At 73.8% G+C, this 23,006-nt stretch carries 21 protein-coding genes; 16 read left to right on the forward strand and 5 right to left on the reverse strand.

The genetic code is table 11. The features are described 5' to 3' along the window. Positions 1-90 precede the first annotated feature (90 nt). The 12 genes from ICW40_RS11890 to ICW40_RS11945 all read left to right on the forward strand — a co-directional run bounded on the left by ICW40_RS11890 (position 91) and on the right by ICW40_RS11945 (position 9,967). The gene (locus ICW40_RS11890) at positions 91-324 is read left to right on the forward strand and encodes a ribbon-helix-helix domain-containing protein (RefSeq protein ID WP_221654217.1); all 234 of its coding nucleotides are present in this window, start codon (positions 91-93) and stop codon (positions 322-324) included. 3 nt (positions 325-327) lie between these two features. Then, positions 328-642 carry a type II toxin-antitoxin system PemK/MazF family toxin gene (locus tag ICW40_RS11895; RefSeq protein ID WP_221654219.1) on the forward strand — a complete coding sequence of 105 codons (315 nt, stop codon included), beginning with the start codon at positions 328-330 and terminating at the stop codon, positions 640-642. 141 nt (positions 643-783) lie between these two features. Further along, entirely contained in the window at positions 784-1,065 is a 282-nt protein-coding gene (locus ICW40_RS11900; RefSeq protein WP_221654221.1) for a hypothetical protein, read from the forward strand. Between the two features lie 85 nt (positions 1,066-1,150). Continuing rightward, complete coding sequence (locus tag ICW40_RS11905; RefSeq protein WP_221654222.1) at positions 1,151-2,671, forward strand: FAD-dependent oxidoreductase; 1,521 nt, start codon at positions 1,151-1,153, stop codon at positions 2,669-2,671. 54 nt (positions 2,672-2,725) lie between these two features. After that, positions 2,726-3,583, forward strand: a complete 858-nt coding sequence (locus ICW40_RS11910) for an ATP-grasp domain-containing protein (RefSeq protein ID WP_221654223.1) — start codon at positions 2,726-2,728, stop codon at positions 3,581-3,583. A gap of 69 nt (positions 3,584-3,652) precedes the next feature. Continuing rightward, positions 3,653-4,249, forward strand: coding sequence for a DUF6318 family protein (locus tag ICW40_RS11915; RefSeq protein ID WP_221654225.1), 597 nt, complete (start codon positions 3,653-3,655; stop codon positions 4,247-4,249). Further along, the gene (locus ICW40_RS21575) at positions 4,246-5,124 is read left to right on the forward strand and encodes a PKD domain-containing protein (RefSeq protein WP_221654227.1); all 879 of its coding nucleotides are present in this window, start codon (positions 4,246-4,248) and stop codon (positions 5,122-5,124) included. The genes ICW40_RS11915 and ICW40_RS21575 overlap by 4 nt, the downstream gene beginning before the upstream one ends. A 50-nt stretch (positions 5,125-5,174) precedes the next feature. Continuing rightward, entirely contained in the window at positions 5,175-6,023 is an 849-nt protein-coding gene (locus ICW40_RS11925; RefSeq protein WP_221654230.1) for a MerR family transcriptional regulator, read from the forward strand. A gap of 87 nt (positions 6,024-6,110) precedes the next feature. After that, on the forward strand, positions 6,111-7,274 hold the full coding sequence (locus ICW40_RS11930) for an OmpA family protein (RefSeq protein ID WP_221654232.1): 1,164 nt from the start codon (positions 6,111-6,113) through the stop codon (positions 7,272-7,274). Positions 7,275-7,442: 168 nt separating this feature from the next. Further along, complete coding sequence (locus tag ICW40_RS11935; RefSeq protein ID WP_221654234.1) at positions 7,443-8,564, forward strand: putative T7SS-secreted protein; 1,122 nt, start codon at positions 7,443-7,445, stop codon at positions 8,562-8,564. Beyond that, the gene (locus ICW40_RS11940; RefSeq protein WP_221654235.1) at positions 8,561-8,926 is read left to right on the forward strand and encodes a hypothetical protein; all 366 of its coding nucleotides are present in this window, start codon (positions 8,561-8,563) and stop codon (positions 8,924-8,926) included. Before ICW40_RS11935 ends, ICW40_RS11940 begins: the two co-directional genes overlap by 4 nt. 225 nt (positions 8,927-9,151) lie before the next feature. Next, positions 9,152-9,967, forward strand: coding sequence for an SCO4402 family protein (locus tag ICW40_RS11945; RefSeq protein WP_221654237.1), 816 nt, complete (start codon positions 9,152-9,154; stop codon positions 9,965-9,967). A 73-nt stretch (positions 9,968-10,040) separates the two neighbouring features. Here the strand turns inward: ICW40_RS11945 and ICW40_RS11950 are convergent, their stop codons facing one another. Further along, entirely contained in the window at positions 10,041-10,610 is a 570-nt protein-coding gene (locus tag ICW40_RS11950) for a dihydrofolate reductase family protein (RefSeq protein ID WP_221654239.1), read from the reverse strand. Between the two features lie 162 nt (positions 10,611-10,772). Here ICW40_RS11950 and recC point away from each other — a divergent pair, with 162 nt between their 5' ends. Genes recC through recD form a run of 3 tightly spaced genes read left to right on the forward strand, consistent with a single transcriptional unit; the run spans position 10,773 to position 19,710 of the window. Then, on the forward strand, positions 10,773-14,204 hold the full coding sequence (gene recC, locus ICW40_RS11955) for an exodeoxyribonuclease V subunit gamma (protein WP_221654240.1): 3,432 nt from the start codon (positions 10,773-10,775) through the stop codon (positions 14,202-14,204). Beyond that, on the forward strand, positions 14,201-17,707 hold the full coding sequence (locus tag ICW40_RS11960; protein WP_221654241.1) for a UvrD-helicase domain-containing protein: 3,507 nt from the start codon (positions 14,201-14,203) through the stop codon (positions 17,705-17,707). Before recC ends, ICW40_RS11960 begins: the two co-directional genes overlap by 4 nt. After that, complete coding sequence (gene recD, locus ICW40_RS11965; protein ID WP_308121769.1) at positions 17,704-19,710, forward strand: exodeoxyribonuclease V subunit alpha; 2,007 nt, start codon at positions 17,704-17,706, stop codon at positions 19,708-19,710. The genes ICW40_RS11960 and recD overlap by 4 nt, the downstream gene beginning before the upstream one ends. 39 nt (positions 19,711-19,749) lie before the next feature. Here the strand turns inward: recD and ICW40_RS11970 are convergent, their stop codons facing one another. The 3 genes from ICW40_RS11970 to ICW40_RS11980 all read right to left on the reverse strand — a co-directional run bounded on the left by ICW40_RS11970 (position 19,750) and on the right by ICW40_RS11980 (position 21,776). Next, entirely contained in the window at positions 19,750-20,844 is a 1,095-nt protein-coding gene (locus ICW40_RS11970) for a Fic family protein (protein WP_308121770.1), read from the reverse strand. Between the two features lie 191 nt (positions 20,845-21,035). Next, positions 21,036-21,365, reverse strand: a complete 330-nt coding sequence (locus ICW40_RS11975) for a hypothetical protein (RefSeq protein WP_221654245.1) — start codon at positions 21,363-21,365, stop codon at positions 21,036-21,038. A gap of 3 nt (positions 21,366-21,368) precedes the next feature. Beyond that, positions 21,369-21,776, reverse strand: coding sequence for a protease inhibitor I42 family protein (locus ICW40_RS11980; RefSeq protein ID WP_221654247.1), 408 nt, complete (start codon positions 21,774-21,776; stop codon positions 21,369-21,371). A 59-nt stretch (positions 21,777-21,835) separates the two neighbouring features. Here ICW40_RS11980 and ICW40_RS11985 point away from each other — a divergent pair, with 59 nt between their 5' ends. Next, entirely contained in the window at positions 21,836-22,234 is a 399-nt protein-coding gene (locus tag ICW40_RS11985; protein WP_221654248.1) for a VOC family protein, read from the forward strand. A gap of 29 nt (positions 22,235-22,263) precedes the next feature. On the opposite strand, the gene ICW40_RS11990 is transcribed toward ICW40_RS11985, so the two are convergent. After that, entirely contained in the window at positions 22,264-22,839 is a 576-nt protein-coding gene (locus ICW40_RS11990; RefSeq protein WP_221654250.1) for a hypothetical protein, read from the reverse strand. Positions 22,840-23,006 lie beyond the last annotated feature (167 nt).

Raw genomic sequence — 23,006 nt, forward strand, 5'->3', positions numbered from 1 at the left:
CCGGACGCCGGCCTCGTCGAGACGGTGCAGCCAAGCGGGTGTGGCATCGAGTGCATCCCGAACTGGGATGCATGCAGGTACGGTGAACACATGAGCACCCAGATCGCTGTTCGACTCCCCGACGAGATGGTCGCCTTCCTCGACCGTGCGGTGGCCGAGGGCAAGGCGCCGAGCCGCGCCGCGCTCGTCGCATCGGCGGTGGAGCGCGAGATGCGCCGGCTCCTGGCCGAGCACGACGCCGAGACCCTCCGACGCCAGGGCTCGGCGGACGACCTGGACGACCTCGTGCGGTGGACGGCGACCCACGCCCAGCCCGAGGACTGATCGTTGCGCGAGATCTGCCTGGTCCACCTGGACAAGACACGGCCGGCCCTCATCCTCACTCGCGAGGCGGCGCGGGGCGCGATGACCAAGGTAACGGTCGCGCCCATCACCAGCACCGTCAAAGGACTGTCCAACGAGGTTCGTGTCGGTCCGGACAACGGGCTCGATCACGAGTGCGCCGTAGCGCTCGACAACGTCGTCACCGTCCCGAGGGAACGGCTCGGGCGCACCGTCGGCTACCTCAGTGCCGCCCAAGAGCTCGAGCTAGCCCGAGCCGTGGTCCTGGCCTACGACCTCGAGCTGCCACTTCTCGACTGATGCCCGCCGCGCGAGCGAGGCCGGCGTGCGCAAGCTCATGCCGGACGACTTCCTCTGTTCGAACCCGTCATCAGCCCCAAGCCTGACGCGGTGAGTGGCGTCCGGCACGCACCTCAACTGGTCGTCGAGGAAGTCGATGGGATGACCATGACCTACCAGATGCCGCAGCAGCGCGTCGTCCCGTGCTCCGGCTACGCGACCGCCGGGTTCGTGTTCGCGCTCATGGGCCTGTCGCCTCTCGCTCTGATCCTGTGCGGGATCGCGTGGCAGGAGACCCGCAGCGGCGAACGCGGCGGCCACGCATTCACGGTCGCCGGTCTCGTGATCGGGGGTGTCGCGCTGGCCCTTCTCGTCGCAGCGATCGCCCTCGCAGCGACCGGTGTGAGCATCCTCGAGGCCTTGTGGGGCACCAACAGCTACTGAGGAGGCACCTTCGCTCAGCGACGGACGAGACCGCCTACCGATCGCCACCGGTTGCTCCCGCCCACGCCAGGCCCACGATGCGGCCATGCTCCCGGGAACCGAGGTCTCGTACTGGATCGACTCCGCGCCCGGTTCCACCTACCCATCGCTCCGCGAGGACCTGACGGTCGACGTCGTCGTCGTCGGCGGGGGCATCGCGGGCGTGTGCACGGCCTGGGAGGTGGCGCGGACCGGGCGTTCGGTCGCGCTCCTGGAGGCGGACCGCATCGTCGCGGGCGTCACCGGCCACACGACGGCGAAGCTGTCCGCGTTGCATACGCTCACCTACGCGCGGCTCGCCTCGACGTTCGGGCCCGAGGCGGCGTGGCTCTACGCGCAGTCCCAGCAGCAGGCCGTCGAGCGCGTCGCCGCCGTCTCGGCCGAGCTGGGCATCGACTGCGACCTCGAGCGGCTGCCGGCGTTCACCTACGTCGAGTCGCCCGACCCGCTCGAGGACATCGCCGCCGAGGTCGCGGCCGCGCTCGACGCCGGGCTTGCCGCGTCATACGTCGGCGACACCGACCTGCCCTTCCGGATCGCGGGCGCCATCCGGGTCGAGGACCAGGCGCAGTTCCACCCGCGCAAGTACCTGCTCGGTCTCGCCGACGACCTGGTGCGGCGCGGCGGCCAGATCTTCGAGGGGACGCGCGCCGTCGAGCTGGACGAGGGCGACCCGTGCCGTGTCACGACCGAGGGCGGTGCGACCGTGACCGCGCGCGACGTCGTCGTCGCCACGCACTACCCCGTGTTCGACCGGGCGATGCTCTTCGCGCGACTCGAGCCGCAGCGCGACCTCGTGGTCGCCGCCGTCATCCCGGCCGACGACGACCCGGGCGGCATGTACATCACCCAGGAGCAGGGCACGCGCTCGGTCCGGACGGCCCCGTACGGCGAGGGCCGGCGGCTGCTCATCGTCACCGGCGAGGTGTTCACGCCCGGCACGGCCGACGACGTCACCGAGCGGTTCGAGCGCCTCGCCGCGTGGACGCGCGAGCGGTTCCCGCGGGCCGAGGTCGTCTACCGCTGGGCGACGCAGGACAACAGCACGACCGACCACGTGCCGTTCGTCGGCCCGTTCCACCCCGGCGCCGAGCACGTCTGGGTCGCGGCGGGCTTCGGCGGGTGGGGCATGAGCACGGGCGTCATGACCGGCCGGCTGCTCGCGGCCTCCATCGCCGGCGAGCGCCTGCCGTGGACGGACCTGTACGACCCGCGGCGGTTCAACCTCCGCCGCGAGGGCGCGGCGATGGCGAAGCTGCAGGGCACGGTCGCCAAGCACTTCGTGCGCGACCGCCTGACCGGCGACGACGTCGGCTCGGTGGACGAGCTCACGCCCGGGTCGGGTGCCGTGATGCGCGTCAAGGGACGCCACTGCGCCGTCTTCAAGGACGACGACGGCACGGTCCACGCGGTCTCCGCGCGGTGCACGCATCTGGGCTGCATCGTCGACTTCAACGACGCCGAGCGCGCGTGGGAGTGCCCGTGCCACGGCAGCCGGTTCGGCGTCGACGGGTCCGTCATCCAGGGACCGGCCAACCGGCCGTTGGAGCGGCGCGAGCTGGGCTGACGGGGCGGCTGGGGACGAACGCCGAATCCCTCCGTCGAACGGCATGATGCGACCGTGCTCCTCCTCGTCCCCGCCGATCCGCTCAACCCCGCCCGCGCCGACGAGCACTTCCGCCCCGAGGCCCTCGCCGCTCACCACGCGGGCGTCGAGGTCGGGCTCGTGGACCACGACGCCCTCGAGCGCGGTCGCGCCGGCGAAGCGCTGCTCCGCATACCGAAGGCCGACGACGACGCCGTCTACCGCGGCTGGATGCTGCGCGCGGAGCAGTACGCGGAGCTAGAGCGGGTGCTCCGCGAGCGCGGGGTACGCCTCCGCACCTCCGCCGAGCAGTACCGAACCGCGCACGAGCTGCCCGGGTGGGTCGCGGCCCTCGCGACGGTCACCCCGCTGTCCGTGTGGACCGACGGACCCGACCTCGACGCGTTCGAGACGTGCTGCCGCGCGCTCGGGTCAGGGCCGGCGGTGCTGCGGGACTTCACGAAGTCGCTCAAGCACCACTGGGACGAGGCGTCCTTCGTGCCCGACGTCGCCGACGTCGCCTCCGCGCGCCAGATCGCCGCACGCTTCCTCGAGCTGCGCGGCGCCGACCTCACCGGCGGACTCGTGCTGCGCCGGTTCGAGCGGTTCGTGTCGGCGGAGGCGCGCACGTGGTGGATCGACGGTGTCTGCCGGCTGGTCACCGCGCACCCCGACACCCCGGACGACGCGCCGCCCGCGCCGGACCTGACGGCCGTCGCGCCGCGGGTCGCCGGGCTGGGGCTCCCGTTCGTGACGGTCGACATGGTGCTGCGGGACGACGGCGCCTGGCGCGTCGTCGAGCTGGGCGACGGTCAGGCCAGCGATCGGCCGACGAGCACGTCGCCCGCCGAGCTCGCCGGAGCGCTCCTGGGCGTCAGCGGTGACGCCGTCTGATCGGCAGTTGTCCACAGGCGCCTGGACGGCCCTGTCCGGATTGTCCGCACCGCCGGTAGGTTGCGCGCCATGCGTCTGAGCAGGGGGCCGATGGCGGTCGTGGCCGGGCTGTGCGCCGTCGTGGGCCTGGCCGCGTGCACGCCCGAGGCGACGGAGCCGACGCCGACTGTCTCACCGGCGGGCACCACCACGCCGTCCGCGTCCCCCACGCCGACGACGCCGCCTGAGGGGATCGCGCCCGAGAGGCCGGCGGAGCTGGCCGAGGTGAGCGTTGCCGGCGCGGAGGCGGCAGCGCGGTACTTCCTGCAGCTCTACCCATACGTCTACGCGACCGGTGACCTGACCGAGTGGCGCGCGCTTAGCCATCCCGAGTGCACCTTCTGCGCATCCGTGGTCTCCAATGTCGAAGCGCAGGTGGCCGCTGGAAACGTGAATCGCGGATCGCTCATTGACGTCCTCGAGATCGCGGCTGCCGAGATCACGCCTGGCCGCTTCGGCGTGAATGCCGTCATCACGGAGGCCCCTTCGAGGGAGCTCGACCCCGACGGCAACGTCGTCTCCGAGCAGCCATCTCCGATCACCTACGACGCCGTCTTCGCGCTGCAGCATCTGCAGGCGGGCTGGGTGGTGCTCGAGCTGGACGTCGCCGAAGTCGAGGAATCGTGAAGCGCGCCGCACCGTGCGCCCTCCTTGTGCTCGCGCTCCTCGCGCCATCCGCCGCGCACGCGAAGGCACCGATCGGCGAGGAAGCGCCGGTCGTCGGCGGCGCCGCGCGGGGCAGCGCTGTCGACCTCAATGCGCGCGCCTCAGCGGCAGCTGAGAGCGACTGGCAGCAGTCGGGGGTCGACCCCGCTGTCCGCCTCACCGAGTACCAGCGAGCTTTCGCGTGCGGCGCGAGCTCCGTGCGGGTCTCGACGCCGGCGAACGGCGACTGCACCGCGGACATCGGTCCGACCGACATCCCCGACTGCGGCGGCCCGGCACCGCTGCAGCCGCTGTGGCGGCGCGACCGCGCGACGCCGACCAGCCCGTGGAGCCTCTGGCAGTTCGTGAGCGACTGGGCGTGCCCACAGGTCGCGCTCCCCACCTTCACCGCCGAGGACTTCCGCCGGCTACCGCTCGCGCCGGCGCAGGTCACTCTCCAGCCGGCGGCGTCGACCGTCCTGATCAACATCCCGACGATCACGATGGCTGCCGCTCCTGAGCAGCTCCTGACGACCGACCTGCTCGGGTTCCCGGTCGAGGTCCGCGCCGTCGCCGCGACGTACACGTGGGACTACGGGGACGGCAGCGCGCCGCTCGTCACGACGAGCCCCGGACGCCCGTACCCGAACCACGACGTCCACCACTCGTACGCCCGACCCGGCACCTACACGATCACTCTCACGACGACGTGGACCGGCGAGTACCGCTTCGCGGGGACGAGCGCGTGGACACCCGTCGACGGCACGGCGACGACCGTGAGCACAGTGCCGCCGATCACCGCGATGGAAGCGCGCAGCACCCTCGTCGCCGAGCCCTGCACGCCAGCCACCTGCTGAGCTCCGCGGGGGCTTGACCTCGCCCCTGGGGCACGCCCGAGGCTCGCACCATGAACGCGGAGAACCACGAAGCGGCCGAGGACGGTCAATGGATGTCGGCGGGCGCCTTCGCCCGCCGGGCACGTCTGTCCCCGAAGGCCCTGCGCCTGTACGCCGAGAACGGCGTGCTGCGCCCGCGCCGGGTCGACGTCGACTCGGGCTACCGGCGGTACCACGCCGACCAGCTCCGCGACGCCCGGTGGATCCGCCTGCTGCGGCGCGCGGGGATGCCGATGCGCGATCTCACCGACCTGCTCGACCCCGCGTGCGACGACCGTCGCGCGCGGCTCGAGCAGTGGTGGGACGACGTCACCGCGGACTTCGAGTACCGGCGCTCGATCGTCGAGCACCTCACCAGCGTCGTCACCGACGGGAAGGAAGAGCACGCCATGTACACGACCACCACGCGGGACGTGCCCGCGCAGACCATCCTCACCGAGCAGGCGTACGTGCAGGTCGCCGACCTCGAGAACTGGATCGTCGCGGCGGGTTTGCGTCAGCTCGAGGCCGCCGCCCCGCTGGGCGGGCAGGTCGCGCCCTCGCTCGTCATCTTCCACGGCGAGGTCTCCGAGGACAGCGACGGCCCGGTCGAGGCCGCCCTGCCGGTCGACCCCGGACAGGCGGAGGCGTCGTCCGTCGCGCACCGCGTCGAGCCGGCCCACCGGGAGGCGTTCGTGACCGTCACCCGCGCACAGCTGCGGTACCCGGACATCCTGTCCGCCTACGACGCCGTCGAGAGGTGGATCAACCAGAACGGCGAGCGCCAGAGCGGCGCACCGCGCGAGTGCTACTTCGCCGACCCGTCGACGGGCGACCCCGACGAGCCGGTCGCGCACGTCGCGTTCCCGATCGAGGCCTGATTCCCAGGACCCCGCGCACGGAGCACGCCGCCATCCGCGATCCGGGTCGGCACGTCCACGGGTCGTCGGCGCCGATAGGTTCCGCTCATGCGGCTTGCCAGCAGGTCTTCCACACCCGTCGCGCTCGCGCTCTGCGTCGTCGCCGGGCTGACGGCCTGCACGCCCGAGGCGTCGGAGCCGACCCCCACGGGATCGAGCACCACGTCGCCGAGCCCTGACGACGGCGCTCCGCAGGTCGACGCCGAGGCGTTCGAGGCGGAGCTGCGGAGCACGTTGGTCCTGCCGCCGATCCCGTCGTTCACGGTGCCGACCGGGCTCCTCTCCACCGCGGCGAGCCAGCAGATCTCCGGCGACCTCGACATCCCGGCCGGGCTCTACCAGGGGATCGCCGTCGTCGACCTGCGGTGCACCGACGCGGGCGCCGCCGCGGCCGACGCGGGCGCCACGCCGTCCACCGGCGCGCAGCACTTCGACGACGAGACGACGAGCATCACCGTGGCCGGGGACGGCACAGGCGTGTACGACGCCCCCGGCCTGCACGTCGCCGTCCTTCCGGACGGGTCCGGCGTCTACGAGGACGGCGAGACGCGCGTGTCGATCAGCGCGGACGGCTCGGGGACGTACGAGCGCGGCGACGTCCGCTACACCGTCCGCGCGGACGGATCCGGCTCGTACGACGACGGCGCCACACGAGTCTGGGTCGACGAGGCGGGTGCCGGCGGGTACGAGGACGAGAACCTGCGGGTGTCCATGGCGGCCGACGGCGAGGTGTTCGGCGACGGCGACCCCGCGCTGGTCGACGTCGTGCGCGACGTGCTGGTCGAGGGGCTCCCCACGTTCCCGCCGGTGCCGCGCGTGCACGCGGTCGAGGCGACCGGGACGGTCTGCGGGACGGTCATCCGGCTGGATGCGAACGTGCTGTTCGACGTCGACAGCGCGCAGGTGCGGCCGGAGGGGCAGCAGCACCTCGAGCGGGTCGCCGAGCTGCTCGTCGCGCTGGGCGCGCCGCGCGCCCAGGTGGTCGGCCACACGGACTCCACCGGCGACGAGGCCTACAACCAGGACCTCTCCGAGCGGCGCGCAGCGTCCGTGCGGGACCTGCTCGTGACCGGTGGTGTCGCATCCGACTCGCTCGAGACGGTCGGCCGCGGCGAGAAGCAGCCGGCGCGAGCCGAGACCGGGCCGGACGGCGCCGTCGATCGCGCGGCGCAGCAGCTCAACCGGCGCGTGGAGATCGTCCTGCTCTCCTGAGCTCACCGGGCTGATCGCCGAGTTGTCCACAGATTCGACGACGCCGAAGACCGCGAGCTGCCCCGCGCGCTAGACATGCCTCCGGCAAGGGCGACGAGGGGCGGACACGGTGCACGGCTTCGGGGTCGACGCACGCGGTGCGGTGCACGGCGCCGCGACGTGCCCGCGATGACGACCACGATCGCGGGGGCGTTCGGCAGCGCCACCGCCCTGCGCGCGGACGCCGACCGGCTGCGTCGGCGTGGTGACGCCGCCGAGCGCCTGGCGCGAGCGGTGCGCGGGACCGACGTCGGCGCGTGGACCGGTGAGGCGGCGGACGCGTTCGCCGAGGCCTTGGCGGACGCCGCACGGAGCTCCCTGAAGGCGGCCGACGACGCCCTGGCCGCAGCCCGGGCGCTGGACCGGCACGCGGCCGTGGTCGAGTGGGCCGACGACCGCCTCGCCTCGGCCGTGCCGGCGACCGCGGCGGAGGCCGACCTGCTGCTCGAGGACCTGCGCGGAGCCGTCGACGACTCGGCACGTGCCGCCGCCGCGACACTCGACGAGCTCGCCCAGGGCATCGAGCGGATGCCGGACATCTGGGACTTCATGGCCTACGCCCGGGAACAGTACTGGGGCGGGATCGGCGACTCTCTCGCCGGCATCGTCGAGTCCTCGTGGCAGGTCCAGCTGTTCCGCTACGCGACCGATCCGGTCGGCTACGTCGCCGAGCAGCAGGCGATGGGCCAGGCCCTGTGGACCGGACTGCGCGAGGACCCTGTTGGCCTCGCGAAGGACCTGGTCGACTGGGACACATGGCGTACCGATCCGCTGCGCGCGATCGGGCGTCAGGTTCCCGACATCATCCTCACCGCGGCGACAGTCGGTGGCGGCACGGGCGCGACCGGGGTGCAGCGACTTCAACGCCTGGCAACGTCAACCACCTCGCGGGCAGGTGACGAGGGGATCGAGGCACCAAGCGGCCCGCCCATGCACTCGCTCGCTTCTCCTCCAGGCACGAACCTCACGGAACCCGCCGTCTCCAGCCCGAAGCTGCGCAACATCGTGGAGCACTTGTACAGAGGCACGTACAACGCAAAGCGCGTGGGCGACGGCACGACGATGGACGCCCTCCGCCGCGAGAGGATCACCGGGGAGCCGACCCATGGGAAGTTCCACGCGCAGAAGGCCGAGGAGTTGCTGCGCGGGCTGGACAAGTGGTTGAGGCTGAACCGAGATGGAAACCCTCATGATCGCCTGGTCGCTCAAAGCCTCGCCAACGAACTTCGACAAGTCTTGGAGGGCACGTGAGACAGCCGAGCACCGTCGCGATGACCGGGGCCCTGGTCTACGAGTATCGAGAGCTGCTACCACTGCTGGCTGAACATCTCGAGGCCAACGACGGCGAAGTGCTGCCCCATCTGCTGATCGCGGACATCGTCGTGTGGATGGGCCACCAGGTCGACACCGCACCTCAGCTGTGCAGCTCGATGTGGCAATGGCTCGGAAGTGCGTACGCCCGCGGCGATGACGCCATCCAGAATCTGATCGCTGCGAGTGCCGTAGAGGCTCTGCCTATGCCGGGGCAACCCGGAGCTCGGGCACTTCGCAACATGCTGCCGCCGGATCTGAGGGTCTTCGACCCTTGGCTGGGAGATCCCGAGCTGCGTTAGCAGCGCCCGGTGAATCGACTCCGGCGCCCACCTACGCGGTTCCCCGTTCGCTGATGCTTTTCGGTTCGACCACACGCGTCAACCCTCGACGAACGGCCCTTCGCAGGATCGCCCACTGGCCGGGCCCGCCATTCCCTGAGGAGCCTCCCGGCGGTAGACATGGCGGCGGCACGGCGACGTGAGCGGAGGCAACACCCTGACCTGATCCGCATGAGAGGACGAGCAATGGCAACCGTCGATGCCGGCCTCATCGAGCGGCTGCTCGTCGAGGGAGCCGTCGACTGGCTGGCCGCTAGCTGGATCTACTCAGAGACATCTCAGGCAGGACCCGCACGACCGGAGGACCGGCGCGTCATGGCGATCGGCGCCGTCGCCTACCTGATGTACCGCGGCCTCGCCGTCCCCGGGGACGTGACAAGGGAGGGCTTCTCGCGTTGGGGATCATCCACCAACGAGTCGTTCGAGCGAATCCTCCGCGAGTGGCATGCCATCCCCTTCGGTGAGGAGAGGCCGGGCGACGTCGTGTGGCTCGACCTGACGGACGAGGGCGCGGCTCTCGCGCGCGAGGCAATCGCACGACACGATACCCGAACGGGCGGCGTTGAGCGGCGGGAGCCGCCCGCCGCGAGATATCCGATGATGCGGCTGCAGATCGTGTCGTCGGTGGCGGCACTCTCGGATGTCGAGTATCAGCGCCGCGTGTGGGTCAATCGCGAGTGGCCGGTCGAGGAGCACTACGACGACGCCCAGCAGTCGATCGAGTGGCTTCTCGAGAACACGCAGGCGCTCGAGGAGCCCGAGAGTCTCGTCGGCATCATGCTCTTTCCCGACGAGGTCCTGCCGATGTCGGCCCTGGCCGCGCGCCTTGTGCCTCTCGTGGAAGACATCGGCATGGTGGAGAGCACCGTCTTCATCGCGGACCCTCGATGGGCAGGAGTCGTCGAGGCCGCGGCGCGCGTGCGTGCGGCGATGGAGCGGAATGGCGGATTTCCCCTACCTCCACGGGGCCTCGCTCCCGTCCCGCCGACACGGCCTTCGTGAGCGCTGACGCAACGCGATCCCGAGCCGTCGTTCCGCCGCGACAGGACGGCCGCAGTGCCGGGGGCACCTCACGTCAAGCGGCAGCGCCCACGGGCCGGTATCGCTGGACGACCGCCCCCGACCGGAACTCCTGCCGGTCCACGAGCTCGAGCTCGATGCGCTCGCGCACTCCGCCGAGCAACGTCGGCCCGCGCCCGGCGACCACGGGCTGCACGACGAACTCGTACTCGTCGATCAGCCCTAGGTCCGCCAACGCCGACGGCAAAGTCACGCCGCCCACCCACAGGCCCTCGCCCGACTCCTGCTTGAGCTGCTGGACCGCGTGCCCGAGGTCCCCTCGCACCAGCTCGGCATTCCAGTCGACCTCGCTCAGCGTGCTTGAGACCACGTACTTCTTCGCCGCGTCGATGGCCTCGGCGAAGGGGATCTCCCACTCGCCCATCCAGTCGGGCCACGCCCCCGTGGCCGGCTTCCGCCACGCCGCCTCCATCATCTGGTAGGTCACCCGACCGAAGAGCAGGGCATCGGCGCGCCCCATCTCAGCGGTCCAGTAGCGCATCGCCTCCTCGTCCGGGGGAAGCCCTGCCTCGTGATGGCAGCAGCCGTCGAGCGTGACGTTGATCGAGTATCGAAGTGGTCTCATCCGGCTGCTCTCCCTTGATGCGCGCCGCGTTCACGGGTCGGTACTCAGACGACCGCCGGCGCCAGTTCTCATCGGCCTCGGGCTACGCCGCGTGGCCCCGTGGCTGTCGGTGCCTGCCGTTACGGTGACGGGACCGCCCACCGGCTGCGCGAAGGAGGTCCTGTGCTGCACCTGCACCGCTCGGAGCGCGCCGATGCCCTCATCGCCCCGCTCGCGCAGGTGCTCGCCGAGCCGGGCGGCGACCCGTTCGCGGTCGACGTCGTCGCGGTCCCCACCCGCGGGGTCGAGCGGTGGGTCGCGCAGCGGCTGTCGCACCACCTCGGCACGGGCGACGACGGCGAGTCCGGGATCTGCGCGAACGTCGCGTTCCCCTCCCCCGCGCGCCTCGTCGGCGAGGCGCTCGCGACGGTGCTCGGTATCGAGGCCGACGACGACCCGTGGCAGCGGGACCGCCTCACCTGGACGCTGCTCGACGTGCTCGACGACGTCGCGGACGAGCGCCGGTTCGGCGCGCTCGGACGGCACCTCGGCGTCGGCGAGCCCGACGGCCCGCGGCGCGGGCGGCGCCTGCAGTCCGCGCAGCACCTCGCCGGGCTCTTCTCCTCCTACGCGGCGCAGCGGCCCGCGATGGTGCGCGCGTGGGCGGCCGGCCGCGACGACGACGGCAGCGGCTCGCCCGTCCCGGACGACCTCGCCTGGCAGCCCGAGCTCTGGCGACGACTGCGCGCGCGGGTCGGGTCGCCCAGCCCGGCCGAGCGGCTCGACGACGCCGTCCGGCTGCTCACCGCGGAGCCCGGCGCCGTCGACCTGCCGTCGCGCCTGTCGGTGTTCGGGCCGACCCGCCTGCCCGAGGACCAGCGGCAGGTGCTGCACGCGCTCGCCCGTCACCGCGACGTGCACCTGTGGCTGCCGCACCCGTCTCCAGCCCTGTGGGCGGAGGTCGAGGGGGCGCGCGCGGTCACACCGGCCGGCGCCGACGCACCCCTGTGGCACCGACGCGAGGTGCCGGCGGTCGCCGCGCACCCGCTGCTCGCGTCGATGGCTCGGGACGCGACGGAGCTCCAGCTGCGCCTCGGCGCGCTCGACGGCGTCGCGAGCACCCACCACCCCTCCGCCGAGCCCGCGCCGACGCTGCTCGGTGCGCTCCAACGCCGCCTGCGCGACGACGCCCCGGACGCACCCCCGCACGCGCTCGCCGCCGACGACCGCTCGGTCCGTGTCCACGCGTGCCACGGCCGCGCGCGGCAGGTCGAGGTGCTGCGCGAGGCGCTGCTCGGCCTCTTCGCCGATGACCCGACGCTCGAGCCGCGCGACGTCGTCGTCATGTGCCCGGACATCGAGGCGTTCGCGCCGCTCGTCGCCGCCACCTTCGGGCTCGCGCCGGCCGACGAGGCGGAGCCCGACGTGCACCCCGGTCGCTCCCTGCGCGTGCGGCTCGCGGACCGTTCGCTGCGCCAGACCAACCCGCTGCTCGCGCTGGTTAGCCGTCTGCTCGAGCTCGCGGACGGCCGCGTGACGGCGTCCGACGTCGTCGACCTCGCCGGCGCCGAGCCCGTGCGGCGGCGCTTCCGGTTCGACGACGAGGACCTCGACCGCATCCGGCAGTGGGCCGTCGACGCCGGCGTGCGCTGGGGCGAGGACGCCGCGCGGCACGAGCGGTTCGGCGTGCCCGCGCCGCAGGGCACGTGGGCCACCGCCCTCGACCGCATCCTGCTCGGCGCCGCCATGGCCGAGGACCACCGCTTCGTCGCGACCGCAATGCCGCTCGACGACGTCGACTCCACCGACGTCGACCTCGCGGGCCGGCTCGCCGAGCTGGTCGACCGCCTCGCCGCCGTGCTCGCCGACCTCGACGGCGTCCACGCACCCGCGCACTGGTTCGACGCGCTCGACCGCGCGCTGCACCTGCTCGCCGACGTCGGCCCGGCCGACACGTGGCAGGACGTCGAGGCGCGCATGGTGCTCGACGACGCGCGGCAGGGCGCCCTCGCGGGCGGCGCATCGGCACCCGGCGCGGGTGTCACTGCCAGTGACACCTCCGGGGCGGCGGCGCTGCGGCTCACCGACGTCCGCGCGCTGCTCGCGCACCGCCTGCGCGGTCGGCCCACGCGCGCCGGCTTCCGCACCGGCGCGCTCACCGTGTGCTCGCTCGAGCCCATGCGCGCGGTGCCGCACCGCGTGGTCGCGCTGCTCGGCATGGACGACGGCGCCTTCCCGCGCGGCACCAGCCAGGACGGCGACGACGTGCTGCTGCGCGATTCGCTCGTCGGCGAGCGCGACCGCCGCGGCGAGGACCGGCAGCTCTTCCTCGACGCGATCACCGCCGCGCAGGAGAGCCTCGTCGTCCTCTACAGCGGCGCCGACGAGCGCACCGGCGCCACGCGGCCGCCCGCCGTCCCGGTCGGCGAGCTGCTCGACGCGCTCGACGCCGCCGCGGCCCCACCCGACGGCGGCCCGGTGCGGCGGCACGTCGTCGTGCGGCACCCGCTGCAGACCGCCGACGAGCGGAACTTCGCCGACGGCGCGCTCGGCCGGACCGGGCCGTTCAGCTTCGACGCGCTGCACCACCGCGCCGCCGAGGCCGCGCGCGGCGAGCGCAGCGGCCGCACGGCGTTCCTCGACGCACCGCTCCCACCCGTGGCCGAGGACGGCGCGACCGCGGGGACCGTCGACCTCGACGACCTCGTCTACGCGCTCGAGCACCCGGTCCGCGCGTTCCTGCGTCAGCGGCTCGGCGTCCAGCTGCCCGGCGAGGTCGACGAGCTCGACGACCGCCTGCCGCTCGAGCTCGACCCGCTCCAGCGCTGGGCGGTCGGCGACCGGCTGCTCACCGCGGTGCTCGACGGCGTCGAACTGCAGCAGGCCGTCGACGCCGAGTGGCGGCGTGGCCTCGTGCCGCCCGGCCGCCTCGGGACCGCCGTCCTCAAGGACGTGCACGCGCAGGTCGCGCCCGTCGCGGACGCCGCCCAGCGCTACCTCCAGCCGCCCGCGGAGACGATCGACGTCGACGTCACCCTGCCGAGCGGCCGCAAGCTCGTCGGCACCGTGACCGGCGTCCGTGGGGAGCTCGTCGTGCGCTGCGTGTTCTCCAAGCTCGCCGCCAAGCACCGCCTGCGCGCCTGGATCCAGCTGCTCGCGCTCGCCGCCGACGGCCCCGGCCGGCCGCGCGGCGCCGTGACGATCGGGCGCGGCAAGAGCTCGCGGCCCTCCGCCGCGCTGTCGCTGCTCACCGCGCCCGAGCCCGAGGAGGCGCGGCGGCTGCTCGACCAGCTCGTCGCACTCCGCGACCAGGCGCTGCGCGAGCCGCTGCCCATGCCCGTCGCCACGACGTGCGCCTACGCACGGACCCGCGCCGGCGGCGACGGCGAGGTCGAGGCGCTCGACAGCGCGCGCAAGGAGTGGAAGGACAGCTTCGAGAGCCAGGATGCGCAGCACGTGCTCGTGTGGGGTGAGGGCGCGACCCTCGCCGACCTCCAGGGCGAGCCGTCGCGCGAGGAGCAGCAGTGGTGGCCCGAGGACGGCACGCGCCTCGGCGTGCTGGCACGGCGGCTCTGGGAGCCCCTGCTGGAGCAGGAGCGGACGGAGCTCGCATGAGCGCCGAGCCCTCGACCGCAGCCGCGACGACCGGCGCCGGTTCCGCCGCCCAGCTTGCAGGCGAGTCGCCGACCGATGCGTCCGCCGAGCCCGTGTTCGACGTCTGCGGCCCCCTCCCCCAGGGCACCACCATGCTCGAGGCGAGCGCCGGCACGGGCAAGACCTTCACCATCGCCGCGCTCGCCACCCGCTACGTCGCCGAGGGTCTCGCCGAGCTGTCCGAGCTCATGCTCATCACCTTCGGCCGCGCCGCGACGTCCGAGCTGCGCGACCGCGTCCGCGAGCGCCTCGTCGCGACCGAGCGGGCGCTGCGCGACCCGGCCGTCCGAGCGTCGGACGACGCCCTGTTGCGCCATCTCGCCGACGTCGACGACGCCGAGCTCGCGCGCCGCCGCACGCGCCTGACTCGCGCCCTCGCCCAGTTCGACGCCGCGACCATCGCGACCACGCACGGCTTCTGCCAGCAGATGCTCACGGCGCTCGGCATGGCCGCCGACGTCGACCACGACGCCGTGCTCGTGCCCGACCAGGCCGACCTCGTCGACGAGGTGGTCGACGACCTGTACCTGCGCCGCTACGTCGGCGACCCCGAGCCGGCGATCACCATCGGCGAGGCCCGGATCGTCGCGCGCGCCGCAGTCAGCGACCACGACGCCGACCTGCGCCCCGACGACCCCGAGCCCGGCTCCCCCGCCGAGCACCGCGTGCGCTTCGCCGCGGCCGTCCGCGCCGAGATGCTGCGCCGCAAGCGCGCGCGACGAGTGCTCGACTACGACGACCTCCTCGTGCTGCTGCGCGACGCGCTCACCCACCCGCAGACCGGGCCGTCCGCTGCCGAGCGCGTCCGCGCGCGGTACCGGGTCGTCATGGTCGACGAGTTCCAGGACACCGACCAGGTGCAGTGGGAGATCCTGCGGACCGCGTTCCACGGCCATCGCACCCTCGTGCTCATCGGCGACCCCAAGCAGGCCATCTACGCCTTCCGCGGCGCCGACGTCGTCACCTACCTCGCCGCCAAGGGCGAGGCACACGCCACCGCGACCCTCGGCCGCAACTGGCGCAGCGACGAGGACGTGCTGACCGGCCTCGGCACCGTGCTGCACGGCGCGGCGCTGGGCGACGAGCGGATCGTCGTCCGACCCGTCGACGCCCAGCACACGGGCCGCCGGCTCGAGGGGTCGCCTCCCGTCCGGCTGCGTCAGGTCACGCGCGCCGCCACCGGGCCGGGCAGCGCACTGCCGAGCGTCGGCGCGGTGCGCGCGGTGATCTACGCCGACGTCGTCGCGGAGGTCGTGCGCTCCCTGGGGGCCGACCGGCTGCACGACGACGACGGGTGGCGCCCGCTGCGTCCCGGGGACATCGCGGTGCTCGCGCGCCGCAACGCCGACGCCGTCGCGGTGCGGGACGCGCTCGCCGCCGCGGGCGTGCCCGCCGTCGTCTCGGGGCTGTCGAGCGTCTTCGGCACCACCGCCGCGCGGCACTGGCTCACGCTGCTCACCTCGCTCGCGCAGCCGGGCAGCTCCGGCCGCGCGGCCGCCGCGGCGCTCACCCCGTTCGTCGGGTGGGACGCGGCGCGGCTCGCCTCCGCGCCAGAGGCCGACCGTGACGCGCTCGCCGACCGCCTGCGCGTGTGGGCCCACCTGCTCGCGGAGCGCGGCGTCGCGACGCTCGTCGAGGCCACCGACGCCGCCGGCCTCACCGAACGCCTGCTGAGCACCGAGGGCGGCGAGCGCATGCTCACCGACGTCCGGCACATCGGCCAGGCGCTGCACGAGGTCGTCGTCACGCAGCGGCTCGGCACGTCCGCGCTGACCGAGTGGCTCGCGACGCGCATCGCCGAGACCGACCAGGACTACGCCGAGGAGCGCAGCCGGCGGCTCGAGACGGACGCGGCCGCGGTGCAGGTCGTCACCATCCACTCGAGCAAGGGCCTCGAGTTCCCCGTGGTGCACGTCCCGTTCGCGTGGGACCGGTACGCCGCATCCGGCCAGCCCGTGCTCAAGTACCACGACGACGCCGACCGTCGGCTGCTGCACGTCGGCGGCCTCAAGGACACGACCTATGCCGACGCCCGCAACCGGCACCTCGCGGAGGAGCAGGGCGAGGACCTGCGCCTCACCTACGTCGCGCTGACCCGCGCGAGCTCGCAGGTCGTCATGTGGTGGGCGCCGACCAAGAACGCCGCGACCGGGCCGCTGAGCCGCCTGCTGCTCGGCCCGCGCACCCCGGGCGTCGAGCCGCTGCCCGCGATCACCGTGCCCAAGGACGCCCAGGTCGAGGCGGCTTTCGCGCGCATCGCCGAGGAGTCGGGCGGCACCATCACGCACGAGCTCGTCACCGCCGTGCCGACCGGGACGCGATGGGAGCCCCCGACGGCGACGCCCCCGCCGCTCGACGTCGCGCGCTTCACGCGGCACCTCGACACTGCGTGGCGGCGCACCTCGTACTCCGGCCTCACCGCTGCGGCGCACGAGGCCGCCCACGGCGTGGCCGACGAGCCCGAGACCACGGGCATCCAGGACGAGGCCGACACTCCGGCGACGGTCGACCCCGCAGCGGCCGTGGTGGGAGCTGTCGACCCGGCCGCTGGCGTCGGCACGAGTGACCGGGCGGCGTTCGAGTCGCTGGACCCGGCATGGCCCGAGGCGTTGCGCGCTCTCCGCTCCCCCATGGCCGATCTCCCCGGCGGCACGACGTTCGGCACGCTCGTCCACGAGGTGCTCGAGCACGTCGACACCGACACATCTGAGCTGGACGCGGAGCTGCTGCGGCGCTGCCGCGAGGCGAGCCTCAGCCGCGGGCTCGGCGTGGATCCCGACGCGCTCGCCGCCGCGCTCGCGCCCGTGATGCGCACACCGCTCGGCGACCTCGCGGGCGGGCGCACGCTGGCCGACGTCGCACCCAAGGACCGGCTGCCGGAGATGGTGTTCGAGCTGCCGCTCGCGGGCGGCGAGGTCGGCGCACGCGCCGGCGGGCAGCGCGGCGCGGTGCTGCGCGACGTCGCGACCCTGCTGCGCCGGCACCTTCCCGCCGACGACCCCTTCGCCCCCTACGCCGACCGGCTCGACAGCCCGCTGCTCGGCACCGAGCGCCTGCGGGGCTACCTCACCGGAAGCATCGACGCCGTGCTCCGCGTGGCGGCCGACGACGGCACACCCCGCCACCTCGTCGTCGACTACAAGACGAACCGGCTCGCGCCCGCCTCCGAGGACCTCACCCTCTGGCACTACCGCCCCGAGGCGATGGCCGCCGCGATGATCGACGCCCACTACCCGCTGCAGCTGCTGCTCTACACGGTCGCGCTGCACCGGTTCCTGCGCTGGCGGCAGCCGGGCTACGACCCGGATCGGCACCTCGGCGGTGGCCTCTACCTGTTCGTCCGCGGCATGGCCGGGCCCACGACGCCGGTGGTCGACGGCATGCCGTGCGGCGTCATGGCGTGGCGCCCGCCGACGGAGCTCGTCCTCGACCTCTCCGCGCTGCTCGACGGGAGGACGCCGTGACGACGACCTCAGGACCGTCGCAGCAGGTCGCGAGTGCGTCGGGGGCCACGATCGCGACCGGCGCACCGGTGGCCGGCGCAGGAACGACCGAGCACCAGGTCGCCGACCCGTTCGACGTGCGCCTCGCGCTGCGCGCCTCGCCGCTGCTGCGGACGTTCAACGTAGCCGGTCTGCTCTCGGCCGCCGACGTGCACGTCGCTCAGCGCCTGGGACGGCTCGCGCGCGAGACGGACGAGACGGTGCTGCTCGCGGTCGCGCTCGCCGTGCGCGGCGTCCGGTCCGGCTCGGTGTGCGTCGAGCTCGACGACGCAGCGACCCTCACGGCGGAGGCCGAGGTGGAGAGGGAGCCCGGGTCGGCGACCGAACCCACGACGCTCGACCTGCCATGGCCCGACCTCGCCGCCTGGCGGGCCGCGATCGAGCGCAGCCCGCTCGTCGCTGTCGGCCCCATCGGGCACGCGGACCGCCCGGTGCGCTGGGTCGACGGGCGCCTCTACCTCGACCGGTACTGGCGCGACGAGCAGGTGGTCCGCGACAGCGTCGACGCGCGCCTCGCCGCGCCCGCGCTGCCCGTCGACGCGGCCGTGGTCCGCGACGCCGTCAGACGCCTCTTCCCTCGCGCCGAGGACGAGCGGCAACGGCTCGCTGCCGCGACCTGCGCGGTCTCGACCCTCACGGTGCTCACGGGCGGCCCCGGGACGGGCAAGACGACGACCGTCGCGCGCGTCCTCGCGATCCTCCAGCAGGTGACCGGCACCCGGCTGCGCATCGCGCTGGCCGCGCCCACGGGCAAGGCGGCGGCGCGGCTGCGCGAGGCCGTGCAGCTCGAGGTCGGCCGGCTCGCGCCCGAGGACCGGGCGGGGCTCGGCGAGCTCGAGGCGACCACCATCCACCGGCTGCTCGGCTGGCGGCCTGGCTCGTCGACCCGCTTCCGCCACGACGCGTCGCGCCGCCTGCCGCACGACGTCGTCGTCATCGACGAGACCTCGATGGTGTCGCTGCCGCTCATGGCCCGGCTGCTCGAGGCGCTGCGGCCGCAGGCGCGCCTGCTGCTCGTCGGCGACCCCGATCAGCTCGCGTCCGTCGAGGCCGGCGCGGTGCTCGGCGACCTCGTCCGCCGACCGCCCACGGGCCAGGGCCCGGTCCCCGCGCTCGCCGCGGTGCTGCCCGACTCCACCGCGCCCGTCGGCGGCGACCGCACCGCGCTCCGCAACGGCGTCGTGCGGCTCACGGTCAACCACCGGTTCGAGGGTGCGGAGCTGACGGCCCTCGCCGCGGCGATCCGTGACGGCCGCGCCGACGACACGGTGGACCTCCTGCGCTCGGGGCACCCCTCGATCGAGTGGGTCGAGGTCGACGCCACGTTGACGCCGGCCCACCTCACCGGCCTGCGCGACGACATCCGCTCCGCCGGCCTCACGCTGCTCACCGCCGCACGCGAGGGCGACGCCACGGCGGCGCTGCACGCGCTCGAGGCGCACCGGCTCCTGCTCGCCCACCGTCGCGGACCCGCCGGGGTCGCGCACTGGGCCGACGTCGCCGAGTCCTGGGTCGCGGAGGCCGCGCTCGCCGAGGCCACGTCCGCGGAGGCCGCGGCGGACCAGGCGGGACCCTGGCCGCTCGGCCTCCCACTCCTCGTCACGACCAACGACCGCGACACGGGACTGTTCAACGGGGACACGGGCGTCGTGGTCGCCGACGAGGCAGGTAGCCGCGTCGCGGTGTTCGGCGATCCCGACCGGCCGCTGCGGATCAGCCCGCACCGGCTGCCCGCCGTCGTGCCCGTCCACGCGATGACCGTGCACCGCGCCCAGGGCAGCCAGTTCGCCCGCGTCTCGCTCGTGCTCCCGCCCGCGGCATCGCCGCTGCTGACGCGCCAGCTGCTCTACACGGCGGCGACGCGAGCCCGCGAGGCGGTGCGCCTCATCGGCAGCGAGGAGGCCGTGCGGGTCGCCGTCGGGCGCGAGATCCGGCGCGCGAGCGGGCTCGCCCTCCCGCGCTGACGCAGCCGCCGGCCGTCAGCGCGGCGACGTACGCGCGCGTCAGCCTCGCCGGACCTCCTGCGCGTACGCGTCGAGCAGTCGGAGGATGCCGCTGTGCTGCCACACGCGGTTACGCCGCTGACCGGTCCGTTCCTCCAGCACGCCTGCTGCCTGGAGCTGCTGCAGCGCGCGCTGAGCAGACGTGTCCGTCATCCCCAGACGTTCCGCGAGGTACCGCGCGTTGATCACGGGCTGGGCGACGAGATGAGGCAGCACGCGCCACGCCACGGCCTGCGGGCGCAGGCCGACGAGAGCCTCCCGTGCCTCGTCGAGCTCGCCTGCCAGTCCGTCGACGAGACGGACGCCTGTCGTCGCGGCGTAGCGGGCGGCGCGCGCGAACTGCTCGACCACGGGACGCGCATCACCGGCCCGGTAGGCCGTCAGGCTCTCGAAGTAGGACTGGGTGTCCACGAGAAGTCCGGCGGACACCGGCGCCGTCGTGTGCGCCATGAGGCGTTTGGCGCGGAGGATCGCGTGCACCAGGGCGCGCCCCGTACGTCCGTTGCCGTCGGAGAAGGGGTGGATGGTCTCGAGCTGGGCGTGCGCGACGGCCGCCTGGACCAGCACGGCGATGTCGTCCCGCTGCACGAAGCGCATCAGGTCGTCCATCAGCGGCGGCACCAACGCCGCCTGCGGCGCGACGTGAGACGCCCCTCGGGGGCTGATGGCGCTGGTGCCGATCCACACCAGCCCGTCGCGATACCGCCCGGCCTGCGCCTCCCAGCCCCGCTGACCCGAGATGAGCTCTTCGTGCATCCGCAGGACTGCCGCCTCGTCGAGGGTGTCGGCGAGCTCGAGCGCGGCTTCCATCGCCCGCACGTTGGCGGCAACCGTGCTGGCGTTGTCACTCGACGACTGGTCGATCGCGGCGAGCGCGAGCTGCCGTGCTCCGACCGTCAGGTTCTCGATCTGCGACGAGGACGCGGACTCTGTACGCAGGAGGATCGCGCTCATCGGCCCCAGAGCCGGGCTGTGCGTTCCGAGCCTCGCCCGCGTGTAGGAGTCGAAGCGCGCGAGCGCGGCCGAGGCCTCCTCGACGTCGGCCGCGAGGTCCGACGGGAGAGACGGGGTGTAGGCGGCGATGCGCGGGGGCACGGTCGACCTGTACGGCCCCGATCCCGCCGCTACCTGGGCGCGGCTCGACATGCCGTCCTGTTCAGCGACCCATGTGTGGTCCTCGTGCCGCACCGCAGGGATCAGTAGCGGAGCGATGCTCGGATCCCCGTCCATGCGATCAGAGTACTAACAGTTTGGTCGAAACTGTAAGTAAGGGTCGAGTGGTCCGCTCAGTTTCCCGTGAGTGCCCCGAACAGCAGCGCTCCGCCCACGATGCACACGAGCACCGCGAGGATCACGACGAGCGCGCGCTTCTGGAGCGGGTCGTCGTGCGCCGTCGGGCTCGGCAGCCAGCGCGAGAGCCACACCACCAGGCCGCCCGCGACGGCGAGCAGCGCCGAGCTCGGCGTCACCGTCCAGCCGCCCGTGACGGCACCCGCGATCACGCCGGCCACGCCCAGGAGCAGCACGATCGAGCCGAGGATCAGGAACCGGAACCGGCGCAGCCGGAGCGTGGTGTCCGAGTAGTCGCCACCCTGCGGCGTGCGTGCGTCGGGCATCCCTCAGTCCTCCACGGTCACGGTGAGCTCGGGCGTCGGGTCCTCGGTGCGACCCTCGGGGTCGCCCTCCTCGCCGCGGTAGGAGTAGGTGAAGCCGATCGTCGTCGTTCCCGCGCCCACGGCCTCGAACTCGTAGTGCAGGGTCGCGCCCGAGCCGGGGGCGCTCTCGCCGTCGTCCGGGTAGGTCGCGTCACCCTCGCCGAGCACCGCGTCGTCGGGCGCGGTCGTGACGGCCCAGCCGTCGCCGATCGACGGGTTCACCTCGCCGAAGTCGACGACGAGCGTCTGGCCCACGTCGAGCGTCACCTCGCCCGCCGTGTACGGGACGGTCACCGGCTCAGGCGCGGTGCACCCGGCGAGCGCGGGCACCAGCACCGCGACGAGGACCAGGGGACGCAGGCGGCTCGGCATGCCGATGAGTGAACCACCCTCCGCGGCCCTCGCGGACACGCGCGACCTACGCTGGATCGATGACGACGGTCAAGCAGGTGCAGATCACCTTCGACTGCGCGGAGCCCGAGGCCGTGGCGCGCTTCTGGAGCGAGGCGCTCGGCTACGTCCTGCAGCCGCAGGACGACGGCCCGGAGCGCCAGGGCTCGACGGCCGCGTGCGTCGACCCCACGGGAGCAGGCCCGCGGCTGTTCTTCCAGCGCGTCCCCGAGGGCAAGGTCGTCAAGAACCGGGTGCACCTCGACGTCCGGGTCGGCACGGGACTGGTCGGCGACGAGCGCGTCGCCGCGCTCGAGGCCGAGTGCGCGCGACTGGTCGCGATCGGCGGGACCCGCGTGCGGCTCCTGCCCGCCGACGACGTCGACGAGTCGTGCCTCGTGATGCAGGACGTCGAGGGCAACGAGTTCTGCCTCGACTGAGGGCCGGCACCGGGCAACGGCCTGACCCCTCAGGCGTAGACGCCGACGAGGTCCAGCCCGCCCGCCGCGGCGCGCTCGACCGCGTCCACCAGCGTCCACAGCGCCGACGCGTCCTCGCGCTGCTGCGCGTCACCCTCGGGCACCACGAGCCCGACCGCCGCCGCACCGCGCAGCTCGGCGTTCGACGCCCAGCCGACCATCGGATAGGTGCTCGCGCGCAGACCGGCGACGTCGCGCGTCACGAGGTGCTGCACGAGCTCGCCGCCGAGCACGACCGCCGCCGGCCCGGGCAGCAGGCGCGCGCGGAAGTCCTCCCCGCCGGACGACGTGTGCGCGACCGCCCCGTACCAGTGCGTCAGGTGCCGCACGACGACGTGCAGGTACGTCGCGAGCAGGCCGTCGACGTCGCCGCCGCCCTCCGCGATGCCCGCGGCCGCCGCACCCGCGAGCTCGGGCCAGCGGGCGAGGACCTCCTCGACGTCGTCGTCGTGCCGGGTGTCGGCGCCCGACCGCGCACGCACCTCGGCGGCCGTGAGCGTCGGCCGGCGCAGCTCCTGCGCCACGCGCTCGACCGACCCGGCGCGCAGCTCGAGCGTGTACCCCATCTCAGACCGCCCACAGCAGCTCGTCGGGCATCGACGGGACGCCGGCCGGCAGCGCGAGACCCCGCTGGGCGCCGAGCAGCACGAGCACCGCACCGGACCGGTCGAGCACCCCGGTCCAGCGCCGGCGCGCGGGCGCCCGGCGGTGCCGCGCGACGACCGCCGCGTCC

The sequence above is a fragment of the Actinotalea ferrariae genome, from assembly GCF_019733465.1.
GTDB lineage: Bacteria > Actinomycetota > Actinomycetes > Actinomycetales > Cellulomonadaceae > Actinotalea > Actinotalea ferrariae_A.